The organism is Sphingomonas sp. Ant H11 (assembly GCF_000797515.1).
Taxonomy (GTDB): Bacteria; Pseudomonadota; Alphaproteobacteria; order Sphingomonadales; family Sphingomonadaceae; genus Sphingomonas.
Genome location: NZ_JSBN01000011.1, coordinates 1 through 21,603, shown reverse-complemented (window position 1 = coordinate 21,603; position 21,603 = coordinate 1). Strand labels below are relative to the sequence as shown.

General features: G+C 64.4%; 15 protein-coding genes, 1 other RNA gene and 5 pseudogenes. 9 read left to right on the top strand and 12 right to left on the bottom strand.

The annotated features are described in order from the left end of the window. Positions 1-16 precede the first annotated feature (16 nt). From NW75_RS03495 to mtgA, 3 genes are all read left to right on the top strand, one after another. Positions 17-967, top strand: a complete 951-nt coding sequence (locus NW75_RS03495; protein ID WP_033963782.1) for an RluA family pseudouridine synthase — start codon at positions 17-19, stop codon at positions 965-967. Positions 968-1,024: 57 nt separating this feature from the next. Further along, positions 1,025-1,930 carry an RNA polymerase sigma factor RpoH gene (gene rpoH, locus NW75_RS03490; protein WP_033963781.1) on the top strand — a complete coding sequence of 302 codons (906 nt, stop codon included), beginning with the start codon at positions 1,025-1,027 and terminating at the stop codon, positions 1,928-1,930. 61 nt (positions 1,931-1,991) lie between these two features. Next, positions 1,992-2,753, top strand: a complete 762-nt coding sequence (gene mtgA / locus NW75_RS03485) for a monofunctional biosynthetic peptidoglycan transglycosylase (RefSeq protein ID WP_231564923.1) — start codon at positions 1,992-1,994, stop codon at positions 2,751-2,753. Between the two features lie 3 nt (positions 2,754-2,756). Here the strand turns inward: mtgA and NW75_RS03480 are convergent, their stop codons facing one another. From NW75_RS03480 to NW75_RS03470, 3 genes and pseudogenes are all read right to left on the bottom strand, one after another. After that, entirely contained in the window at positions 2,757-3,005 is a 249-nt protein-coding gene (locus NW75_RS03480; protein ID WP_033963780.1) for a hypothetical protein, read from the bottom strand. A 70-nt stretch (positions 3,006-3,075) separates the two neighbouring features. Next, the gene (locus NW75_RS03475) at positions 3,076-3,399 is read right to left on the bottom strand and encodes a YbaB/EbfC family nucleoid-associated protein (RefSeq protein WP_033963779.1); all 324 of its coding nucleotides are present in this window, start codon (positions 3,397-3,399) and stop codon (positions 3,076-3,078) included. Beyond that, positions 3,396-5,097 (bottom strand): annotated as a pseudogene (locus NW75_RS03470) (DNA polymerase III subunit gamma/tau). Before NW75_RS03470 ends, NW75_RS03475 begins: the two are co-directional and overlap by 4 nt. Positions 5,098-6,002: 905 nt before the next feature. Here NW75_RS03470 and NW75_RS03465 point away from each other — a divergent pair. Beyond that, positions 6,003-6,893 carry a hypothetical protein gene (locus NW75_RS03465; RefSeq protein WP_033963778.1) on the top strand — a complete coding sequence of 297 codons (891 nt, stop codon included), beginning with the start codon at positions 6,003-6,005 and terminating at the stop codon, positions 6,891-6,893. Between the two features lie 32 nt (positions 6,894-6,925). Here the strand turns inward: NW75_RS03465 and NW75_RS03460 are convergent, their stop codons facing one another. The 6 genes and pseudogenes from NW75_RS03460 to NW75_RS03440 all read right to left on the bottom strand — a co-directional run bounded on the left by NW75_RS03460 (position 6,926) and on the right by NW75_RS03440 (position 11,597). Next, complete coding sequence (locus NW75_RS03460; RefSeq protein WP_033963852.1) at positions 6,926-8,443, bottom strand: ABC1 kinase family protein; 1,518 nt, start codon at positions 8,441-8,443, stop codon at positions 6,926-6,928. A gap of 277 nt (positions 8,444-8,720) precedes the next feature. Beyond that, positions 8,721-8,818, bottom strand: an RNA gene (gene ffs / locus NW75_RS23430) — signal recognition particle sRNA small type. Positions 8,819-8,880: 62 nt separating this feature from the next. Further along, positions 8,881-9,102 (bottom strand): hypothetical protein, encoded by a 222-nt coding sequence (locus NW75_RS03455; protein ID WP_033963777.1) that lies wholly within the window; start codon positions 9,100-9,102, stop codon positions 8,881-8,883. A gap of 46 nt (positions 9,103-9,148) precedes the next feature. Then, the gene (locus NW75_RS03450; RefSeq protein WP_033963775.1) at positions 9,149-9,481 is read right to left on the bottom strand and encodes a 2Fe-2S iron-sulfur cluster-binding protein; all 333 of its coding nucleotides are present in this window, start codon (positions 9,479-9,481) and stop codon (positions 9,149-9,151) included. After that, positions 9,478-10,569: pseudogene (locus NW75_RS03445) on the bottom strand (cysteine desulfurase family protein). The gene NW75_RS03450 and the pseudogene NW75_RS03445 overlap by 4 nt, the downstream one beginning before the upstream one ends. Beyond that, on the bottom strand, positions 10,566-11,597 hold the full coding sequence (locus NW75_RS03440; RefSeq protein ID WP_052192137.1) for a cysteine desulfurase family protein: 1,032 nt from the start codon (positions 11,595-11,597) through the stop codon (positions 10,566-10,568). Before NW75_RS03440 ends, NW75_RS03445 begins: the two are co-directional and overlap by 4 nt. 174 nt (positions 11,598-11,771) lie before the next feature. Between NW75_RS03440 and NW75_RS03435 the strand changes: the two genes are divergently transcribed. Then, positions 11,772-12,356 (top strand): alpha/beta hydrolase, encoded by a 585-nt coding sequence (locus tag NW75_RS03435; RefSeq protein ID WP_231564922.1) that lies wholly within the window; start codon positions 11,772-11,774, stop codon positions 12,354-12,356. 117 nt (positions 12,357-12,473) lie between these two features. Here the strand turns inward: NW75_RS03435 and NW75_RS24240 are convergent, their stop codons facing one another. After that, a complete protein-coding gene (locus NW75_RS24240) occupies positions 12,474-12,641 on the bottom strand; it encodes a hypothetical protein (RefSeq protein ID WP_033963774.1) in 168 nt (55 codons plus the stop codon). A gap of 105 nt (positions 12,642-12,746) precedes the next feature. Then, positions 12,747-13,684 (bottom strand): annotated as a pseudogene (locus tag NW75_RS03425) (threonine ammonia-lyase). A gap of 172 nt (positions 13,685-13,856) precedes the next feature. On the opposite strand from NW75_RS03425, the pseudogene NW75_RS03420 reads away from it, so the two are divergent. Beyond that, positions 13,857-15,078 (top strand): annotated as a pseudogene (locus NW75_RS03420) (type III PLP-dependent enzyme). 135 nt (positions 15,079-15,213) lie between these two features. On the opposite strand, the gene NW75_RS03415 reads toward NW75_RS03420, so the two are convergent. Next, entirely contained in the window at positions 15,214-16,689 is a 1,476-nt protein-coding gene (locus tag NW75_RS03415) for a leucyl aminopeptidase (protein ID WP_033963773.1), read from the bottom strand. 201 nt (positions 16,690-16,890) lie between these two features. On the opposite strand from NW75_RS03415, the pseudogene NW75_RS03410 reads away from it, so the two are divergent. The 3 genes and pseudogenes from NW75_RS03410 to pdxA form a co-directional block, all read left to right on the top strand. Next, a pseudogene (locus tag NW75_RS03410) lies at positions 16,891-19,129 on the top strand (LPS-assembly protein LptD). A gap of 92 nt (positions 19,130-19,221) precedes the next feature. Next, complete coding sequence (locus NW75_RS03405; RefSeq protein ID WP_033963771.1) at positions 19,222-20,625, top strand: peptidylprolyl isomerase; 1,404 nt, start codon at positions 19,222-19,224, stop codon at positions 20,623-20,625. A 16-nt stretch (positions 20,626-20,641) separates the two neighbouring features. After that, the coding region (pdxA, locus tag NW75_RS03400) for a 4-hydroxythreonine-4-phosphate dehydrogenase PdxA (RefSeq protein WP_081988607.1) at positions 20,642-21,603 on the top strand (962 nt) is incomplete at its 3' end.

The following is a 21,603-nucleotide window of genomic DNA, read 5'->3' as shown; positions in this document are numbered from 1 at the left end:
GCCCAGATTCTAGTCCATGAACCGGGGGGTTGCCACTCTTGAAGCACGGGTTTCCGCGACTGCGCAGGGTTTGCGCCTCGACCGCGCGCTGGCCGACGCGCTGCCCGATGTTTCGCGCGAGCGGCTGAAGGCATTGATCGCAAGCGGTGCCGTCACCGACCCGCGCGGTCATGTCGCCAACGATCCATCGGGCAAGGCGATTGCCGGTGGCCTGTATCTGGTCGCAGTCCCCGCCCCCACGCCATCGCATAACGAAGCGCAGGACATCGCGCTTAACGTCGTCTTTGAAGACGACGAGCTGATCGTGATCGACAAACAGGCCGGGCTGGTCGTCCATCCGGCGGCGGGGAATGCCGACGGCACCTTGGTCAACGCGCTGCTCCACCATTGCGCGGGCAATCTCTCCGGGATTGGCGGCGTCGCCCGGCCGGGCATCGTCCACCGCATCGACAAGGACACGTCGGGCCTGATGGTCGCCGCCAAGACCGATCGCGCGCATGAGGGCTTGGCGAAGCAATTTCACGACCATAGCATCGACCGGCGTTACAAGGCGATCGTGTCGGGGCAGCCTGCTCCGCCCGCGGGCACGGTCGACGCCCCGCTCGCGCGATCGCCCTCCAACCGCAAGAAAATCGCGATCGTCCCCGGCGGCAAGCGCGCGGTGACGCATTTCACCACGATCGAACGCTTAAGGGACGCCGCACTGGTCGAATGCCGACTGGAGACGGGTCGCACGCACCAGGTCCGGGTGCATATGGCCTCGCTCGGGCACCCCTTGCTCGGCGACCCGGTTTACGGTAGAACAAAGCAGGCCCACAAAGCCACTTTGGAAACCTTGGGTTTCCGCCGCCAGGCGTTGCACGCCGCCCGTTTGGGGTTCATTCATCCGGTGACAAGTAACGCTTTGGCGTTCGATAGCGAAATGCCTGCCGACATGCAGGAACTGTTCTATAGAATGTTTGTATAGCTTTCGGCTGGCGTGTGCCTTGGGCATGTTCCAGCTTCGATAAAGGGAGACACGATCATGGCAGCCCGCAGCAACGTCCCCGCGACGATCCCCGCCCTTGGCGGCGAGGCGAGCCTCAATCGCTACCTGTCGGAGATCAAGAAATTTCCGATCCTCGCGCCCGAGCAGGAATATATGCTCGCCAAGCGCTTTGAGGAACATGGCGACACCGACGCCGCCGCGCAGTTGGTCACCTCGCACCTTCGCCTCGTGGCGAAGATCGCGATGGGCTATCGCGGCTATGGCCTGCCCGTGTCCGAGTTGATCTCGGAGGGCAATATCGGCCTGATGCAAGGCGTTAAGAAGTTCGAGGCCGATCGCGGCTTCCGCCTTGCCACGTATGCGATGTGGTGGATCCGCGCCTCGATCCAGGAATTCATCCTGCGCTCGTGGAGCCTGGTAAAAATGGGCACCACCGCCGCGCAGAAGAAGCTGTTCTTCAACCTGCGCCGGATGAAGTCCAAGCTCGACGCGTTCGAGGATGGCGACCTTTCCCCCGAACATCTCGCCAAGATCGCCAAGGATCTCGGCGTGACCGAGGAGGAAGTCACCAGCATGAACCGCCGCATGGCAATGGGCGGCGACACCTCGCTCAACGTGCCGATGCGCGAGGATGGCGAAGGCCAGTGGCAGGATTGGCTTGCCGACGACTCGCCCTTGCAGGACTCCGTGGTCGCCGAGGCGCAGGAAGCCGACGTTCGCCACGAAATGCTGACCGCAGCGATGGACGATCTCAATGAGCGCGAGAAGTTCATCCTGACCGAGCGTCGCCTGACCGACGAGCCCAAGACGCTCGAGGAACTGAGCCAGGTCTATGGCGTCTCGCGCGAGCGGGTTCGCCAGATCGAGGTACGCGCCTTTGAAAAGCTGCAAAAGGCGATGATGCGCATCGCCGGCGACAATCGGATGCTGGTCGCCGCCTGAGCGCAGCGCGTTCCTTTCCTCGACAATGCTCCCGCGCTACGGAATGCTGCGGGAGCATGTCATGGAGCCGGGGAACGTCAATGTCGGAACGCATGTGCCGCAACCTCAGCTGAACCAGCGTGAGCGCCCTCGCCGGAAACGTGGTCTGGTCGGACGGGTGCTGGGCTGGGCCGTACGCGCCGTTGTCGCGTTCGTGATCCTGTCGATCTTCATGGTCGTATTGTATCGCTTCGTGCCGCCACCGATTACGCTGACGATGGTTGGCGATGCGCTGGGTGGCCACGGCATCGACAAATCCTGGCGTCCGCTGTCGCAGATCGATCCCAATATGGCGCGCGCCGCGATTGCGGGCGAAGATTCGCGCTTCTGTTTGCACAATGGGTTTGATCTGCAGGCGATCGAAACGGCCTATGCCCGCAATGCCCGCGGCGGGCGCATTCGCGGTGGATCGACGATCAGCCAGCAGACTGCCAAGAACGTCTTCCTGATCCAGGGCGGCGGCTATGCCCGCAAGGCGCTGGAGGCGTATTTCACCGTCCTGATCGAGAACATCTGGGGCAAGCGCCGCATCATGGAAGTGTATCTGAACGTAGCCGAGACCGGCATTGGCACCTATGGCGTCGACGCAGCGTCACGGCGGTATTTCGGCCATGACGCGTCGCATTTGACGCCTGACGAAGCGGGCCGCATCGCCGCCGTCCTGCCGCTGCCCAAGAAACGCGCCGCGATCGCGCCCCGTGGCTTTACCCGCCGCCACGGCAACGCCATCACCCGCCGGGTGGGCGTCGTCCGCAACGACGGACTGGATCGCTGCCTGCGCTAGGCCTTATTTGGTCGCGTCGTCGGCTGCCTTGGAGGCGCTGTCGCCGACCTTCTTCGCGCTGTCGCCGACGTCCTTGGCAGCGCCCGCAATCGCATCGGTACGGGCGTTGTCGTTCTGGCTCTTGTTGAAGAGATAGAAGGCACCGACCGCGACCGCGATCAACAGAACAATGCCGATGAAGATCGCGGCCCCGCCGCCGCTGCGACGTTCGATCACAGTGGTATGGGGCGTCTCGGTTACTTGCTCGCTCATGCTATCCTCCTGCTTTTATCTGCAGGGTTGAACGGGTTGCACGGGCGATCGTTCCGTTATCGCACCGCGATCAGAACGGCAGCTTGAACCCCGGCGGCAGCGGGATGCCGCTGGTCATCTTGGCCATTTCGGCACCCGACGCTGCATCGGCCTTGGCCTTGGCGTCGTTGAACGCGGCGACGACGAGATCCTCGACGATTTGCTTTTCGCTCGGTTGCAACAACGATTCGTCGATGTCGATGCCGATGATCCGCCCCTTGGCCGAGGCGCGCACCTTGACCAAACCACCGCCCGCGACGCCCTCGACCTCGATCTTGTCGAGCCCGTCCTGCGCCTTGGTCAGTTCGGCCTGGACGTTTTGCGCCATCGCCATGATGTCTTCGATGCTTTTCATGCGGTTACACTCCGTTTCGCCGCCAGCAGGCGGTCGATTTCGGTTTCGGGAACTTCGGCGTCGGGAAACGCCTCCAGCGCGGCGGCGATCACCGGCACCGCCAGAATTTCGGCCTTGAACGCCTCGCGCTGCGCCGCCTCGGCCTCGCGCACCGTCGGCGCGCCTGGCGTCGGTGCGGTCGTCACTTTCCAGCCGCGCCCGGTAACGCGCTTCAGCGTGACCGCCAATTCAGCGACCAGATCGGGGGAAATCGGTCGCGCCGAGCTCAACACAAGATCGCTGCCATCGAGGCTGACGATGCTGGCGTGGTGCACCACGCGCGACGCCAGAGCGAGCTCGCCCGCGCCCTCCAGCAAAGCAACGATCTGGCTGATCGAGCGGGGCATGTCCTGATCGGTCACCACCGCTTCGGGAGCAGCCGCCGGAAGCGCCGCCGGTGCTGCAGGGGCCGGAGACGGGGTGCCAAGCGGCACGCCATTGCTGATCATGCGCGCCAGGTCGCCCGGATCGGGCAAGGTCGAGGCATGGACCAGCCGCAGCAGCGCCATTTCGCACGCCTCGATCGGCATCGCCGCGCGTGCGACTTCGTCATGGCCCTTGAGCAGCAACTGCCACAGCCGGTGCAATGCGGCGAAGGACAGCGACGACGCCCAGCCCAGCAACGCCTCGCGCTCCTCGGTCGCTTGCCCGGCTTCCTGTGCCGCGCCGAGCTTGACCAAGGTGGTGGCGTGGACGGTCTCCAGCAGCCCGCGCAGCACGCCAAGCGGATCGACCCCAAGGTCATATTGCCGCCGCAGCGCCGCCAGCGCGCCGATCCCGTCGCCCGAAAGCAACAGCGTCATCAAATCGCGGATCGCGCCACGATCGGAGAGCCCCAGCATATCGCGCACCGCGCCCGCGCTCACCGCGCCGCCATCCATATCGGCATGGGCGATCGCCTGGTCGAGGATCGACAGCCCGTCGCGCGCAGACCCTTCCGCCGCGCGCGCGATCAGCCCCAGCGCCTCGGGCTCGGCCTCGACACCCTCGGCCGCGACCACGCGCGCGAAATGTTCGGCCAGCAAATCCGCCGGAATGCGCCGCAAGTCGAAGCGCTGGCAGCGCGACAGCACCGTCACCGGCACCTTGTTCACCTCGGTCGTCGCCAGCACGAACTTCACGCCCTCGGCCGGTTCCTCCAGCGTCTTCAGCAGCGCGTTGAACGCGTTCTTCGACAGCATATGAACTTCGTCGATGATGTAGATTTTGTAGCGCGCGACGAACGCCGTCATCCGCGAGGCATCGATCACGGCGCGCATATCGTCGACGCCGGTATGGCTGGCGGCGTCCATCTCGATCACGTCGATATGCCGCCCCTCGGCGATGCCGACGCACGGCTCGCACACGCCGCACGGGTTGATCGTCGGACCACCCTGCCCGTCCGGCCCGATGCAATTGAGCGCCTTGGCGAGCAGACGCGCGGTCGAGGTCTTGCCGACCCCGCGCACGCCGGTCAGCAAAAAACGCATGCGCCAGCCGCCCACGCCGGATGGCATTGCCCAGCGTGGTGACCATCGCATCCTGGCCGATCAACTCGGCAAAGGTCTGCGGCCGATATTTGCGCGCGAGCACGCGGTACGCATCGCTCTTCGCCGGAGCAGGCGGTTCGCCCAGGTCGAAGCCAGGGGTCTCGTCAGCGGGATACAGGGAGTCGGACATTGCTGCCCTATCTAGGGGCAGCGGGGGGAATTGTCGAAGGGTTGGTTGGGCGATGGGTGCGGGCTGGAGATGCGGGTTTTGTGTCAGGTGCCCCAAGGGCTGCCCCCAAGCCGGGCCTCCGCGCGCCCGCGATGCGCGGAAGATTAGGCTAAGGTTAGGGGCAACCGCGATTGAGACGCTGTTTTATGACCGGCGGAACGGAACACGGCCTCGACATTCGGCGCATCCGGCGGGGGGACGGCGACGGCGCTGTGAGACGACCGCTGTTAGTCTGCAAGATCTCGACGCTGTAGGACAGCTACGTCGCTTCGTGTGGGGGGGGGGGGGACTGAACTGGCAAACCGCGCCTGCTGACTACCAACAAGGCTATTGCCTGGTGCAATGTCGTCGAGCATCGCGACGTGCGCAAGAGGTTGGCCGAGCTGTGAGATGGCCGAAGGCAAAGTTAGCCAGGGCGGTTGGGACGCTGACGCAAATGGTGAAATCGAGACGCGCGTGCTTAATCGCTTCTGCGAGGGGAGCCGGTGAAAATTAAACGACAGAAGGCATTACCCAAAATGCACCCTTTTTCGCACCGTTATCGGCGACATTCTGTTCTTAAAGAGGGATATTGGTAATCATCGCGCATCTTCTGTGAAAATGCCGAATCGGCAGGCAATGCGGGGCGGACAGTTATGACATCGCGATTTCGTCGAGAACTGACTGTTATTCCACCGGTTCGCATATCGGTTCGACGAACCGGGGTTCGCACTACAATCGATTGGAATTCCCGGGAAGCCGATCGCGCACTCTCAGCCAATGGCTTTAAGGTTTTCGGCGATCGGGCTCGTGCTGGGCCCCTGCCGACGGAGCGTTTTCTCATTCCCGGGACTCGAGTAGATTTCGGAGGAGGCGACGTCGCCACTATGACCTCGAGCGGATTAAATCAGTTCAAAGACCTTTTGGTCGCAACGTATATGCGAGAGCGCGAAATTCGCGCGGACATCAAGAAGGCCCGGTTACAGCATGCCTTCTCCTGGACGGCCCGAGCACTCAGTTGGGGCATGCTGGTTTCTGTCGTCTCCAAATCCGTCCGCGCCAGAACAGACAGAGCGGTCGCCCTTCGCAAGGTGGAAATTTCCACGCTCAGCAGCAATTTAGCTGCATCGCGAATATCAATCAGTTTCGACATGGACACCGCCGTTGCTGATCCGCACCGGCGTATGCTGGAAGCGTTCGACCAAATCGCCAATTCTGAGGGCTGTTGGGCCCTAAAGACATCGCAGGGGATTGACCGGGTGAAAGCTCGGAGTATGGCAAGTACGGTCGTAGACCGCAATGTGACCTATCTGGCGCGTCGAACAGATTCTCTTGTTGATACTGCCGACCTGCCGCTGGCCCTTCCTGTCCAGAACGGTCGCTCAACTGCGTATTTTTATCCGGGCTTCGTGCTAATCGTGGACATTGCCCGCTCCGATTTTGCAATCATTGATCTTAAAGAGCTTAATATAAACTATTCGTCTGTTAGTTTCACGGAAAGCGAGCGGATGCCGCGAGACGCAAAATTAGTCGGTAAGGTTTGGGCAAAGTCGAACAAGGACGGTTCGCGGGACCGACGGTTTAAGGACAACCGAGAACTCCCGGTCATGCTTTATGGTGAACTTGGGTTGAAAACCTCGGGAGGTCTCAATGAGGCATTCATGTTTAGCCGCAGCAACCCATGCGAGGCGTTCGTTCGCGCGGTTACAGAGCTAAAGCGGGTTCTTACCACTGGTTCTTCACCCCTTTCAGCTGGAACGAAAGTCCTGCCAGGGTAGCTGCCGACGACCACGTCCGCCCGATGCCCCCCTCAGCCCAGCACCATCGCCACCGCAAGCACCACCGCCGCCGCCAGGATCGCCCCCGCAATCCAGCGCGCGCCGATCACGATCGCGCGAGACGGATCGGCATGCGGCGCGTCCACCGGCTTCTGCTCCAGCCGCCGGATCACCGCGCGCACCAGGCGCGGCGCGTCCCCGCCGATCTTGCTCAGCTCCCAGGCCAGCGCTTGCAGCACCGGTGCCCAATGGTCGGGCGAAAGCCGCGCCCGCGCCATGCGCAGCGAGGCGCGCTGCATCGCGCTCGCCAAATCGAAATCGGGTTCGATCGCCTGCAGCACCCCGTCGATCGTCATCAGCGCCTTGAACATCAGCAACAGGTCGGGCGGCATCGTCATGCCTTCATCGCGCAGCAACGGCAGCAAATCCGCCACAATCGCGCTCAGCTTGATCGGCCCGCCGCCATGCCGCGCGATCAGCCGCTCGGCCGCTGCCTGTATGCGATCCTGCGCGACGCCGCTGCCCGCGCTCCACGCGCCGAACACGTCCGCCAATTGCTCGGGATCAGCCGAGGACAAGGACTGCACGAACGCGATCACTTCCTCGCGCCGCCTTGGCGACACATGCCCGATCATCCCCAAATCGAGCAACGCGATGCGGTTGCCCGGCAGGCACAGCAAATTGCCGGGATGCGGGTCACCGTGAAAGCGCCCGTTGATCATCACCATATCGAGCACGACATCAGCCCCCAGCGCAGCGATCACCGCAGGTTCTAGCCCGGCCGCCCGCAAGGTCGCCGCGTCGCGCGGCGGCACGCCCTCGATGAAATCCATCACCAGCAGCGTTTCGGAGGTCCATTGCCAATGGATTTCGGGGATCACGACGCGCGGATCCTGCGCGAAATCGGCGCGCAGGCGGTCAGCATTGCGCCCCTCGCTGGTAAAATCGAGTTCCTCCAGCACCGCTTGCGCCAATTGCAGCACCAGGTCGCGCGGACGAAACCGCCGCGCCTCGGCGCTGCTCGTTTCGGCCAGCGCCGCCAGTTCGGCGATCAACCGCAAATCCGCCTCCATGCGGGGGCGGATGTCGGGTCGGCGGATCTTGAGCACCACCTGCGTCCCGTCGCTCAGTGTCGCCCGGTGGACTTGCGCCATCGAGGCAGCGGCGAGCGGCATCGGGTCGAAGCCGGCGAACGCGGTTTCCGGCGCTTGCCCCAGCGCGGCTTCGACGGCGGGCCGGAGCGTCTCGAACGGCAGGGTCGGCGCGCTGCTGTGGAGGTGTTCGAGCTCGGCCACCCATTCGGGCGTCAACAAATCCCCGCGCGTCGCCAGGATTTGCCCGAGCTTGACGAAGGTCGGCCCCAATTCTTCCAGCGCCTGGCGGGTGCGTCGCGGCAGCGTTTGCGGTTCGTCCGTCAACGCCTCAGCGGCCGTGGCCCGCTCCAGGCCGAAGCGCGCGAGCAGGATGCCAAGGCCGAAGCGCGATGCGATCTGGACGATTTCACTCAGCCGCTGGCGGTCGCGTCCTGCAACCAGCAAGGTTTTGATCATCATGGCCATGCCAATACCTCATACCGACAGCTCAAAGATCCTCCCCGGCACGGAGTTTTGGGTCGAATCGTCCCCCGGACGACCCTTGACCATGCGGGGCATGGTCAACCCAAAACTGGGGACCCTGAGCATTTAGCGAAGGATGGAGGGGGCGCGTCACACGCGCACCGCTCATAAAAGGAAAGAGCCGACCCGGCAAAGCCGTGTCGTCGGACGGGCCTTGCCCGCCGGCCGCGCTGGTCAGCGTGGCGAGGCGCAGCCTCGCTCTCGCTGGCTGCGCGGTGGGAGCCGGAACGACCCGCAGCGAAATCGTTGTGGCTGCTTCCTTCCGGATCTGACCAGGTTGGCGACGACCACGTCCGCCCGACTCCCGCGCTGCCTATGGCGGGGTCGGGCGAAAGGATCAAGCCTGTCTCGACCGAAGTCGAAACCGGCGCTTAGCGGCGCACCGTCCGGCAGGTACGTACGCGCTGGTGATGACGATAGACCGTGCGGCACACTTTGCGGGTGTGCGGACGCCAGCCACGGTTGCGCTCGGTATGGACAACGGTGCGTTCGACGCGGCGATCATGATGGCGCTCGACCTGCGCGCTCGCGCTGGCGGGGGCCATGGCGGCAGCGGCAATCAGGCCCGCCGAGATCAGGGCTGCGAATTTCATGGGATCATCTCCTGTACCGTGCCGAGGTGGCACCACAGGCAAATGATCAACGGCCCTGCATGTTCCGTACTTCGCCGGGAATGCGCACCGTCAACCCGTCGAGATCCGCCCTGAGTACAATCTGGCACGCGAGCCGACTGGTGCGCGTCGCACCCGCGGCGAGATCGAGCATATCCTCCTCGTCCTCGGTCGGCGCTGGCAATTTGTCGAAATCGCCGACGTCGACGATCACATGGCAGGTCGAGCAGGCCATCTGCCCCTCGCACGTGCCTTCCAGCGGCTGGCCATCGGCTTGCGCGACTTCGAGCAGGCGCGCGCCTGGCGCGGCAACTACCTCGCGAATGGTGCCGTCGGTGCCGATGAAGCGGACATGAGTCATGCGGCGATCCTTTGGGCATTGGCGGCAAGCATGAGGCGGTCGATCGCCTCGGTCAATTCGGCTTCCGTGGTATAGCGCCCGAAGCCCAGGCGAACGCTCGAACGAGCCTGCGTCTCGGTGAGGCCGATCGCACGAAGAACATGGCTTGCCCCGCCCGATCCACTGGCGCAGGCCGAGCCGGCCGAGAAAGCGACGTCGCGTAAGGCGGACATCAGCCGTGCCACGTCGAGCCCATCGCGCCGGACGTTGAGGTTGCCGCGATAGCGCTGGTCGCTCGAACCGTTGATGGACCAGCCGGGACCGAAGCGTTCTATGGCGAGCGTCCAAAGTCGCTCGACCTGCGCCGCATCCGCGTCGCGCCGCACTGCCATCAGCGCCGCCGCCGTCCCGAACCCGGCGCATAAAGCGGGCGACAGCGTGCCGGACCGACCGAGGGCCTCCTGCCCGCCACCATGCAATAACGGCGCGGGCGCAACCCCGTCGCGCACCCACAAGGCCCCGATGCCCTTGGGCCCGTAAATCTTGTGCCCCGACACCGCGACCAGATCGCATGTCGCCGGTATGTCGACCCGCCCATAGCCCTGCACTGCGTCGCACAGCAGCAATGCGCCTGCGGCATGGGCGATCTCGGCCAGCGCGGCGATTGGCTGGATCACGCCGATTTCGTTATTGACCAGCATCGCCGCGACCAGTTTCGTGCCCGGCACGATCGCCGCGCGCGCCTGATCGAGATCGACCAGCCCGTCCGCCCCCGACCGGCAGCACCGTCACCTCCTGTCCGCCCGAGCGCAGCGCCGCCACCGTATCGAGCACGGCGGCATGTTCGCTCGCCAGCGTCACCACCGAGCCGCCCAGCCCTTTGATCGCCCAGTTAAGCGCCTCGGTCGCGCCGCTGGTGAAAGCGAGCGTCCCGCCCGGCGGCAGCAGCGCGGCCACCTGATCGCGCGCCAGCTCCACCACCGCCTTGGCCTTGCGCCCGGCGGCATGCGCCGAATGCGGGTTGGCATGCTGGTCGCGCAGCCATGGCAACATCGCCTCGAGCGCTTCGGCGCGAGCGGCGTGGTCGCCTGATAATCGAGGTAGATCATGCCGCAAACGCGCGGGCAGAGCGCGCGACATTGCGCCATTCGGTGATGAACCGCTCGACATCCTCCGCGCCGGTATCGCGCCCGAAACTCACGCGAACCACCTCGCGCGACGCTTCCACGCTCCACCCCATCGCCCCCAGCACATGGCTCGGCTTCATGCTGCCCGACGAACACGCGCTGCCCGCCGACACCGCAATCCCCGCCATGTCGAAGCGGATAAGCTGTGTCGCGGCGGCGAGCCCCGGCATCCGGTACGACCCGATCGCGGGATGACGCGGCGCGGCTGTGGCGACCACCTCGCCACCCGAGCGCGCAATCGCATCGTCGAGCCGCGCGCGCAGCGGCACCTGCCGTACCACATCCTCGGGCTCGGCCAGTGCGGCTGCGAAGCCGAGCGCTCCTGGCAGATTCTCGGTCCCCGCGCGATACCCGCGTTCCTGCCCGCCCGTCGGCGTCAGCGTCGCCAACTCGCGCACCAACAACGCGCCAATCCCCACCGGCCCGCCGCGCTTATGCCCCGAAATGGCAATGAAATCGGCGCGTTCGATCACCTCTGGATCGGCCCCGGCGGGCATTTGCGCCGCATCGACCAGCAGCAATCCGCCCGCCGCATGGGTAAGCTCGGCAATCGCCGCGATCGGCTGCCGCACGCCCGTTTCGCTATTGCACCACTGCACCGCCACGATCGGGCGCGGCCCCGCCAGCAGCGCCACCAGCGCATCAAGATCCAGCAACCCCTGCGCATCCACCGGCACCACGCCCGCATCACCCCCGGCGCGAATCACCGCGTCATGCTCGACCGCCGAGATCAGCCGCCGCTCCGCCCCACTGCGCAACAAGGCGATCGCCAACGACTCGCTCGCGCCGCTGGTCAGGATCGTCTCGCCGCGCCAGCCATAAGCGGCAGCAATCGCCGCGCGCGCCTGTTCCAGCTTTGCCCGCGCCGCGCGCCCCTCGGCATGCGGCGACGACGGATTGGCCCAGGCCCGCATTCCCGCCTCCACCGCCGCAATGGCGGCGGGCCGCATCGACGTGGTCGCGGCATGGTCGAGATATAGTCGCTGGCGGATCCGGGATTCGGGCAAAATGATGTCAACCTTCGGCAATGATTGCGCGTTGGGGGTGCGAGCCTATATAGCGCGCAATCCATCCTGCCCAAGCCTTGGGCACGGAGCCCTATTCCTTTGCCGTCAGCAGGTCCGATGCCAGAAGTCATTTTTCCCGGCCCCGATGGTCGTCTCGAAGGTCGTTTCGCGCCAGCTCCTCGCCCGCGCGCGCCCGTCGCGATGATCCTCCATCCGCATCCGCAAGCCGGCGGCACGATGAACAACCATATCGTGATGGAACTCTACAAGACCTTCCAGCGCCGCGGTTTCGCGACCCTGCGCTTCAATTTCCGTGGCGTCGGCAAGAGCCAGGGCACCTTCGACAATGGCGTCGGCGAGCTGTCCGATGCCGCCAGCGCGCTCGACTGGGTGCAGAGCTTCCACCCCGAAGCCTCCACCACCTGGATCGCCGGCGTCAGCTTCGGCGCGTGGATCGGCATGCAATTGCTGATGCGCCGCCCGGAAATCCGCGGCTTCATCTCGGTCGCGCCGCCCGCCAACATGTACGACTTCACCTTCCTCGCGCCCTGCCCAGCTTCGGGCATCATCATCCAGGCCGAGAATGACGAAGTCTCCCCCCCCGCTCGCGACGCAGAAGCTGGTCGACAAGCTGCGCACGCAGAAGCACATCACCATCCACCACGACACCATCCCCAAGGCGAACCATTTCTTCGAGCATGAAATGCCGCAGCTGATGGGCAGCGTGGACAAATATCTCGATATGCGTCTCGACCCCAACTCGCCGATCAAGTGATCCGCCCCCCCCGCGCTGCCGTGTCAGGCGGCGCGGGGTCGGCCTTACAGCGTCCAGATCACGACATTGCCCACCAGCACCGCCGCCATTACCAGCATCAGCACGCCTTTTTGCCGGTTCTGGCCTTTGACGATCAGCGCCACGCCCCCGATGAGGCAGGCGAACGCGGCGAGCATGGCGAGCGCGGGTGCGAGGTTTTCTAGAGCGGTCACAGTGCCTCTCTTTCCGTTCGTGCTGAGCTTGTCGAAGCACTGACATCCACCAGCGCTGCGTGTTTGGCCAGGCCCCTTCGACAGGCTCAGGGCGAACGGATGCTCTCAGTCCTTGCCCGCCAGCACCGCGCCATAAGCCGCCAGATCCACATTCCCGCCCGACAGGATCACCAAAAAAGTCCCGGCTCAACCGGCACCTTGCCCGCCAGGATCGCCGCCAGGCCGACCGCGCCGCCCGGCTCCACCACCAGCCGCAGCTTCTCCGCCGCCCAGCGCTGCGCTGTGCGGATCTCGGCCTCGCTGACCGCCACCCCGGTCGCCCCCCGGCGGGATAGGACGTCAAAGGTCAGCATAGAGACCCGTAACGTTTGCAACGCATCGCACGCGGTCGGCGGTGGTGACTCGCCGACGGGCTCGATCCAGCCCGCCTCCAGCGAGCGGCGCATGTCGTCCCACCCTTCCGGTTCCACGACCGTGATCGTCGCCTCGGGCAAGGCCAGCGTAAGCCCCGCCGCCAACCCGCCACCACCGCATGGCACGAGCACGCGACTCGGCGTTCCCAAACCGCGTACCGCCATTTGCGCCGCCGCCTCGATCCCAGCGCTGCCTTGCCCCTCGATCACCCAGGGATCGTCGAAGCTCGGTACCAGCACCGCGCCGCGCGCCTCGGCCAGGCGTGCGGCGATCTTCTCGCGGCTCTCGGTCGCGCGGTCATAGCTTACCACCTCCGCTCCGAGCGCGAGCGTTCCCTCGCGCTTGGCCTTGGGTGCATCGGCCGGCATCACGATCGTGGCGGGCATTTCCAGTCGCCGTGCCGCCCATGCGACTCCCTGCGCGTGATTCCCAGAGGAGAAAGCCACCACGCCTTTTCCCCGCTGTGCGGGTTCGATCGCAGTCAATCGGTGCCATGCCCCGCGCAGTTTGAATGCGCCGATCGGCTGCAGGCACTCGGCCTTGAAAGCGACGCTAACACCATGAATTTCCACTACGAAAAGCGGTGTCGGCGGCACCACTGCAGCTACTTTTGCGGCGGCATCGCGCACCCCTGCCCGCGTCGGCTGTCTTAAAATTGTCACCAATTATCTCCGTGGACGCAAAACCGCTTTACAATGCAAAAAACGCGACCCTATCTCGCCCATCCGCTGCCCCATGGGACTTCCAACCGCAAGGCAGCTTTTTTCACCGTAGGCGCAAGCCACTTGGAGGTCCCTTGAGTTGCACAAGCATCATCGCGCGCTGGGGTTAGCGACCACCCCTTCGATTACCAACACTGGTATCGACATCGCTAAGCAGCGGCCGGTTCAGCCGGTCACGCTGGTTCGTCCGCATGCGGCATCGCGTGCGGCCCGGTTCTTCGCAGAGAAGTTCCCGGGTCGTTCGATGTATGCCGTGAAGGCGAATCCGTCTCCCGCTCTCCTGCAGATTCTGTGGGATTCGGGCATCACCCATTTCGACGTCGCGTCGATCGCGGAAGTGCGTCTGGTTGCGGAAACGCTGCCGGAAGCGACCTTGTGCTTCATGCACCCGGTCAAGGCCTCCGAAGCGATCCGTTCGGCGTATTTCGACTATGGCGTGAAGACGTTTTCTCTCGACAGCGTGGAAGAGCTGGAGAAGATCGTCGACGCGACCGATCACGCCGAAGACCTGACGCTGTGCGTCCGCCTTCGCGTGTCGTCGGAGCATAGCAAGCTGAGCCTCGCGTCGAAATTCGGCGCGGCCCCCGGCGAGACCAAGGAACTGCTGTTCCGCGCGCGTCAGGCAGCGGATGCCCTTGGCATCTGCTTCCATGTCGGCAGCCAGGCGATGACGCCCGAAGCCTATGCCAATGCGATGGAGCGCGTTCGCGCCGCCATCGTCGATGCAGCGGTGACGGTCGACGTGATCGATGTCGGCGGCGGGTTCCCCTCGTCCTATCCGGGCATGGAGCCGCCCCCGCTCGAGCGCTATTTCGAGACGATCCACCGTGCGTTCGAATCGCTGCCGGTCAGCTATTCGTCCGAGCTATGGTGTGAGCCGGGCCGTGCCTTGTGCGCCGAATATAGCTCGATCGTGGTGCGCGTCGAAAAAACGCCGCGGCGATGAGCTGTACATCAACGACGGTGCTTATGGCGCGTTGTTCGATGCCGCGCACATCGGCTGGCGTTTCCCGGTCGAATTGCTGCGCGAGCCGGAAAGCCGCTCGAAGGACATGGCGTTCAGCTTCTATGGCCCGACCTGCGACGACATGGACCATATGGCTGGCCCCTTCTATCTGCCGGCCGACGTGAAGGCAGGCGACTATCTCGAAATCGGGATGCTCGGTGCCTATGGCTCGGCCATGCGCACGGCCTTCAATGGCTTCGGATCGGACGAGACGGTGATCGTCGCCGACGAACCGATGGTCTCGCTCTACGGCGAGGACATGCCAGAGGTCGCCTCGAACGTCGTCACGCTGTAACATTCCTCTTTCATTGCTGCCTTCTTCCACCCCTCCCGCTTGCGGGAGGGGCTGGGGGAGGGAATTCTATTTCGAGGCGCGCAGCACCACCGCCCTCCCCTAACCCCTCCCGCACAGCGGGAGGGGAATTGGCGCTCAGCCCTCGAAATTGTCCGCAACGAACCGGTCGAGCAAACGCACGCCATAGCCCGTCGCGCCCTTGTCATAGGTCGCACCCGGCTTGTCCGCCCAAACCATACCGGCAATGTCGAGATGCGCCCATTTCACGCCCGGCTCGACGAAGCGCTGGATGAACTGCGCCGCGGTGATCGACCCCGCCCCGCGCGGGCCGACATTCTTCATGTCGGCGATCGGGCTGTCGATCAGCTTGTTATAGGCATCCGACAACGGGAAGCGCCACAACAGGTCGCCCGAGGCCTTGCCCGCTGCCAGCAACTGGTCTGCCAGCGCATCGTCATTCGCGAAGCAGCCGGCATGTTCGTGGCCGAGGCTTACGATCATCGCGCCGGTCAGCGTGGCGAGATCGACGATCGTCTTGGGGCGGTGCGTGCGCTGCACCCAGGTGATCACGTCGCACAAGACCAGCCGCCCCTCGGCATCGGTGTTGAGCACTTCGATCGTCTGGCCGGACATGGAGGTGAGCACGTCGCCGGGGCGGATCGCGTCGCCATCGGGCATGTTCTCGACCAGGCCGCACACGCCGATGACGTTGGCCTTGGCCTTGCGCCCGGCAATCGCCTTCATCGCGCCAACGACGGCACCCGCGCCGCCCATGTCCCACTTCATGTCTTCCATGCCGGGCCCGGGCTTCAGCGAAATGCCGCCAGTGTCGAAGGTCACGCCCTTGCCGACCAGCGCCAGCGCCGGATCGCCCGCGCCCGCGCCATTCCACTTGAGCGCGAGCAACTGCGCCTGCTTGGCCGAACCCTGCGACACGCCGAGCAAGGAGCCCATGCCCAGTTCGCGCATCTCGGCTTCGCCCAGCACGGTAATCTCAAGGCCCAGCCCCTCGACCTCGGCGCGCACCTTGGCGACGAAGGTTTCGGGATAGATCACGTTTGGCGGCTCGGCCACCAGCGTGCGGGTCAGTTCCAGGCCCTCGGTCAGCGCCTTCTGCTTGCTCCACGCCGCATCGGTGCCCTCAGGCGCGCCGTGCAGCACGATCGTGGCCAGAGTCGGCTTGGATTTTTCGGGCAGCTTGGTGCGATAGATGTCATGCCGCCAGCCGCGCTGTGCGGCAGCCGCCGCGAAACGCGCCGCCGCCTTTGGCGTGGCCCCGGCGCTACCGAAATCGACGCTGACCGTCCGCACGCCGGAAGTCAGCAAGCGCGCGGTCAATGCACCACCGGCCCGCTCATACTCGGCCTCTCCTGCCGCCCCGGTGCCCAGCAACAGGACACGCCGCACGCCACCGGTGCCATCGGCAATAAAAGTTTCGACCACAGCGGCCGCTTCCCCGTCAAACCGGCTCGCCTGCGCTGCCGCCTTCACCAGATCGAGCGCAGTCGCGTCGATCAGCGTTGTCGCGAGACGCGCGAGCCCCTCTTTCTCGACAAGAAGGGCGATGGCGGCACCCGACGCGGGGGCGGCGCTGGAAAAATCGATCTGCATTATGGGGAGGCCTCGGTTACGAAAAAAAAAATGCGATGAGTCGCGCGTTCTTAGGACAGCGACGCGTCGCTGGCAAAGCGGGGGCACCGAATTCGCCGCAGCACGATTGCAGCAAAGCGGTGTCGATGCGATAGGGCGGGATCGACCAGCGGCAACCGGGGTTCAACCGGGGCCTTCTCGCAACAGGGTGCTTGTTCCGACGTGAAGCGTGCCGTTCTCCTTGCCACTTGTGTGTTTCCCGCTGTGCTGCTCGCCAATCCGGCGTGTGCGCAGGATTTGCAAACGCGTCCGGTAACGCCCCCGCCCCCCATCGAGCACGCCGAGCGCGAGCGACGATCAGGTCCAGTTCACCGCGACCAACCTGGAATATGACAGCAAGGAGGACATCGTCACCGCAACGGGCGATGTCCGTATGTACCGCTCCGGCGACCGCCTGCGCGCCGACAAGGTGGTGTGGAACCGAAAGACCGGGAAGGTCCACGCGAGCGGCAACATCGCGGTCGTCAATCCGGGTGGCGATACGGCCTATGGCGATTCGATCGAACTGACCGATGCGCTGAAGGACGGCGTCGTCGACAATATGCTGCTGGTGCTGGAAAAGGGCGGACGCCTGGCGGCACGCAAGGGCACGCGCTCGCTCGATGAAGTCGTCGTGCTGGAGGATGCGGCGTACACGCCGTGCGCGGTGACCGATTCCAGCAACTGCCCGAAAGAGCCGACATGGAAGATCACGGCGGTTCGCGTACTCTATCGCCCCGATCGCGGCCGGATCTATTATACGGGCGCGCGCATCAACCTGTTCGGCTTGCCGACGCTGCCGCTGCCCGCCTTTTCCAATCCTGTCGGCGAAGGCAACAATAGCGGCCTGCTCTCACCCGATTTCCGCTATGGCCGCGTCAATGGCTTTGAATTTGCGCAGCCGTATCACTTCGCGCTGGCCCCCAATAAGGGGCTGACGATCACCCCGCGCTTTTTCAGCGCGGTGCTGCCGATGCTCAAGGCGGAGTATCAGGAACTCAACACGCTCGGTTCCTATTCGATCAAGGCGTACGCCACCGCCAGCCCGCGCAGTGCCGATCTGCTCACCCCGACCGCGCCCGGCACGCCCGATTCGTTTCGCGGCTATCTGGATGGGGTGGCCCGCTTCCAGCTCGATGAGAATTGGAGCGTCAGCGGATCGCTGCGCTTGACCACCGATCGCACCTTCCTGCGTCGCTATGACATTTCGCAGGACGATCGCCTGCGCACCACCGCGAATGTCGAGCGCATCGATACCGACAGCTATTTCTCGATCGCCGGCTGGTACGTCCAGACGATGCGCGTCGGCGATCGCCAGGGCCTGCAACCGATCGCGCTGCCCGAAATCGATTACCGCCACCGTTTTACCGACAGCTTGCTGGGCGGCACGTTCGAACTGCAAGCCAACAGCCTCGCGATTTCGCGTCCGGCGGGCCAGGATACGCAACGCGCCTTTGCCAGCGCGCAGTGGGATCTGCGCAAATTGACGCCCTGGGGCCAGGAGGTGACATTCACAGCGTTCGGTCGCGGCGATGTGTACAATGCCAACGACACGCTGGCCACGACGGTGGCGAGCTATCGCGGCAATGAAGGGATCAGCGCGCGCGCGATCGGCGCATTCGCAATCGACGTGAAGTGGCCGTTCATCGGCACCTTCCTGGGCGGCACGCAGCGCCTGACCCCGCGGTTTCAAGTGGTCGCTTCGCCGCAGACGACCAATCTTGCCGTGCCGAACGAAGATTCCCGGGCAGTCGATCTCGAGGATTCCAACCTGTTCGCCCTGAACCGCTTCCCGGGATACGACCGGTTCGAGGATTCGACTCGCTTCACTTATGGGGTCGATTGGTCGGCCGATCTTCCCGGTTTTTCGATTTCGACCAATATCGGTCAGAGCTATCGCCTGAACAATCGCGAAACGCTGTTTCCCGATGGGACGGGGCTTTCGGGCCGGGTCTCCGACATCGTCGGGCGCACGGAAATTCGCTATCGTGATTTCGTCTCGATCACGCATCGCTATCGCCTCGACAAGGGCAATCTGGCGATTCGCCGGAACGAAGTGGACGCAAGGGTCGGCTCGCGCAGCACCTATGTTCTCATCGGCTACCTCCGGCTCAATCGCAACATCGACCCGACGCTGGAGGATCTGCGCGACCGCGAGGAAGTGCGCTTGGGCGCACGCGTGCAGGTCACCAAATTCTGGTCGGTCTTCGGATCGACCGTGATCGACCTCACCGACCGCAACGAAGATCCGCTGTCGCTGGCCAACGGTTTCGATCCGGTCCGGCACCGCTTGGGTTTCCAATATGAGGACGATTGCCTCCGCCTGGGGGTGACGTGGAAGCGCGATTATCAGGACACCGGCGACGCGCGTGCCGGCAACAGCTTCCTGTTGACGCTGGCATTCAAAAATCTTGGCCGCTAAGCACTGGTTCAGGCGGCCTGTTGCACGGCCTTTTCCAAGGGCTCGTTGGGCTGAGCAGAAACGCAGACCGCGCGGGATGGGATTTTAACTACGTGAAGACTGATATCACCAAGAAGACCGGCGCAACCACCACCGGCCTCGGTTCGCTCGGCCGCCGTTTGGCGCTCGGTGCGGCACTCGTCGCGCTTGTTTCGAGCAGCGGCGGTTCGATCGCTCAGACCGTACCCGATGATGCGACGCCCGCCGTGGGGCTCGACATTCCGAAGAACCTGCAGATTTTCGGCAAGGTCGATCCAAACGTTCGCAAGCCGACTGCGATCGTCAACGGGGCGGTCATCACCGGCACCGATATCGACCAGCGCGTCGCCTTGCTGGTGGCGGCGCGCGACCTGAAGCTGTCGCCCGAGGAAATGGCGCAGTACAAATTGCTGACCGCGCGCCAGTTGATCGACGAAACGTTGCAGATCCAGCAGGCCAAGACCGCCGAGGTCAAGATCGCGCCCGATGAGGTCAACAAGAGCTATGAGACCGTCGCGCGCAACTTCGGCAAATCCGTCGCCGAAATGCGGGCCTATCTGCGCGGTATCGGTTCCTCGGAGCGGTCACTCAAGCGCCAGATCGAAGCCGAGCTTTCGTGGAACCGCTATTTGCGGCGCAAGGTCGACATCAATGTCGGCGACGAAGAGGTCAACGCCATCATCGAGAAGCTGAAGAAGCAGCAGGGCACGACCGAATATCACGTGCGTGAAATCTACCTGAAGGCAGATCCGGATCGCGCGCAGGAAGTGTTCAACCAGGCGCAACAGATTATCGGTTCGATCCAGAAGCGCGAAAAGGGCGAGGACACGTTCGGCTATTATGCGCGCCTGTCCGACGCCACCACGCGTGCGACCGACGGCGATCTCGACTGGTTGAGCGAAACGCAGTTGGCGCAATTGCCGCCGACGCTGGTCGAGGCGATCAAGTCGATGACGCCCGAGCATCTGGCTGGCCCGATCGAGGTGCCGGGCGGTTTCTCGATCATCTACCTGGTCGACACGCGCAAGGTCGGCGTCGCCGATCCGATGGACGCCAAGCTGACGCTCAAGCAGCTCAGCGTGCGCTTTGCCGAAGGCACGACGCAGGCCCAGGCCGATGCGCGCGTTACCGAGTTCGCCAAGCTGAGCCAGACGATTCACGGTTGCGGTGAAGTCGCCAAGGTTGCGACCGCGCTCGGTGCCGACGTGGTCGACAATGATTCGGTGCGGATCAAGGATCTGCCGGGACCGCTGCGCGAGATCATGCTGAAACTGCAGGTCGGCGAATCGACCCCGCCCTTCGGGTCGGCGAAGGACGGCATCCGTTCGCTGGTGCTGTGCGGGCGCGACGAAGCGACTGGGCCGCGCATTCCCGGCGTCGAGCAGGTCCGAACTTCGATGGAAAATTCACGCGTGAACCTGCGCGCGAACCAGTTGCTCCGCGATTTGCGACGCGACGCGATCATCGAATATCGCTGACCGGGGAGAAAACGCCATGCTCGCGCCGCTCGCCATATCGATGGGGGATCCGGCCGGGATCGGCCCCGAAATCATCGCCAAAGCCTGGGCGCAGCGCGTTGCGGAGGGATTGCCGCCGTTCTTTGCCACGGGCGATGCCAGGGCGATCGCGGCGGTGTGGGATGGACCGGTAGAGCCGATCTCGCACCCGGAAGATACCAACCGCGTGTTCGAGACTGCGTTGCCGGTGCTGACGGTCGAGGATGGCGGCGAGATCATGCCCGGCATTCCCGATGTCGAGGGTGCACGCTGTGCGCTGCGCGCGCTGGAGCTCGCGGCGGGCCTGGTGCGTTCCGGTGCCGCGCGCGCATTGGTGACAGGGCCGGTGTCGAAGGCGCAACTCTATAAAATCGGGTTCAATCATCCCGGTCAGACCGAGTTCGTGGCCGAACGTTGCGGCATAGCGGGCGAGAATGCGGTGATGATGCTGGCTGGCCCTGACTTGCGCGTCGTTCCGATCACCACCCACGTTCCGCTTGCTGCAGTGAGCGGATTGTTGTCGATCGAACTGCTCGTATCGAAAGCGCGCGCGACAGCGCGCGGGCTGATGCGCAATTTCGGGATCCTCAAGCCTCGCATCGTCTTTGCCGGCTTCAACCCCCATGCCGGGGAAAGCGGTGCGATCGGTCGCGAGGAGATCGACCTGATCGCCCCCGCGATCGAGATCCTGCAAAGCGAAGGGATCGACGCGACCGGGCCCTTTGCTGCCGACACGATGTTCCACGCCCGCGCCCGCGCAACCTATGACGCGGCGATGTGCTGCTATCACGATCAGGCGCTGATCCCGATCAAGACGCTGTATTTCGACTCGGGCGTGAACATCACGCTCGGCTTGCCGATCGTGCGCACATCGCCCGATCACGGGACTGCGTTCAACATTGCCGGCAAGAACATTGCCGAGCCCGGCGCGACGATCGCCGCGATCCGGCTGGCGGGCGA

Bases quoted from the DNA above. Each gene is read 5' to 3' on its own strand.
- NW75_RS03450 (WP_033963775.1), bottom strand. From the start codon at position 9,481: ATGACTCATGTCCGCTTCATCGGCACCGACGGCACCATTCGCGAGGTA.
- NW75_RS03455 (WP_033963777.1), bottom strand. From the start codon at position 9,102: ATGAAATTCGCAGCCCTGATCTCGGCGGGCCTGATTGCCGCTGCCGCC.
- rpoH (WP_033963781.1), top strand. From the start codon at position 1,025: ATGGCAGCCCGCAGCAACGTCCCCGCGACGATCCCCGCCCTTGGCGGC.
- mtgA (WP_231564923.1), top strand. From the start codon at position 1,992: ATGGAGCCGGGGAACGTCAATGTCGGAACGCATGTGCCGCAACCTCAG.
- NW75_RS03495 (WP_033963782.1), top strand. From the start codon at position 17: ATGAACCGGGGGGTTGCCACTCTTGAAGCACGGGTTTCCGCGACTGCG.
- NW75_RS03435 (WP_231564922.1), top strand. From the start codon at position 11,772: ATGCCAGAAGTCATTTTTCCCGGCCCCGATGGTCGTCTCGAAGGTCGT.
- NW75_RS03465 (WP_033963778.1), top strand. From the start codon at position 6,003: ATGACCTCGAGCGGATTAAATCAGTTCAAAGACCTTTTGGTCGCAACG.
- NW75_RS03480 (WP_033963780.1), bottom strand. From the start codon at position 3,005: ATGAGCGAGCAAGTAACCGAGACGCCCCATACCACTGTGATCGAACGT.
- NW75_RS03460 (WP_033963852.1), bottom strand. From the start codon at position 8,443: ATGATCAAAACCTTGCTGGTTGCAGGACGCGACCGCCAGCGGCTGAGT.
- NW75_RS03440 (WP_052192137.1), bottom strand. From the start codon at position 11,597: ATGCGGCCCGCCGCCATTGCGGCGGTGGAGGCGGGAATGCGGGCCTGG.
- NW75_RS03415 (WP_033963773.1), bottom strand. From the start codon at position 16,689: ATGCAGATCGATTTTTCCAGCGCCGCCCCCGCGTCGGGTGCCGCCATC.
- NW75_RS03475 (WP_033963779.1), bottom strand. From the start codon at position 3,399: ATGAAAAGCATCGAAGACATCATGGCGATGGCGCAAAACGTCCAGGCC.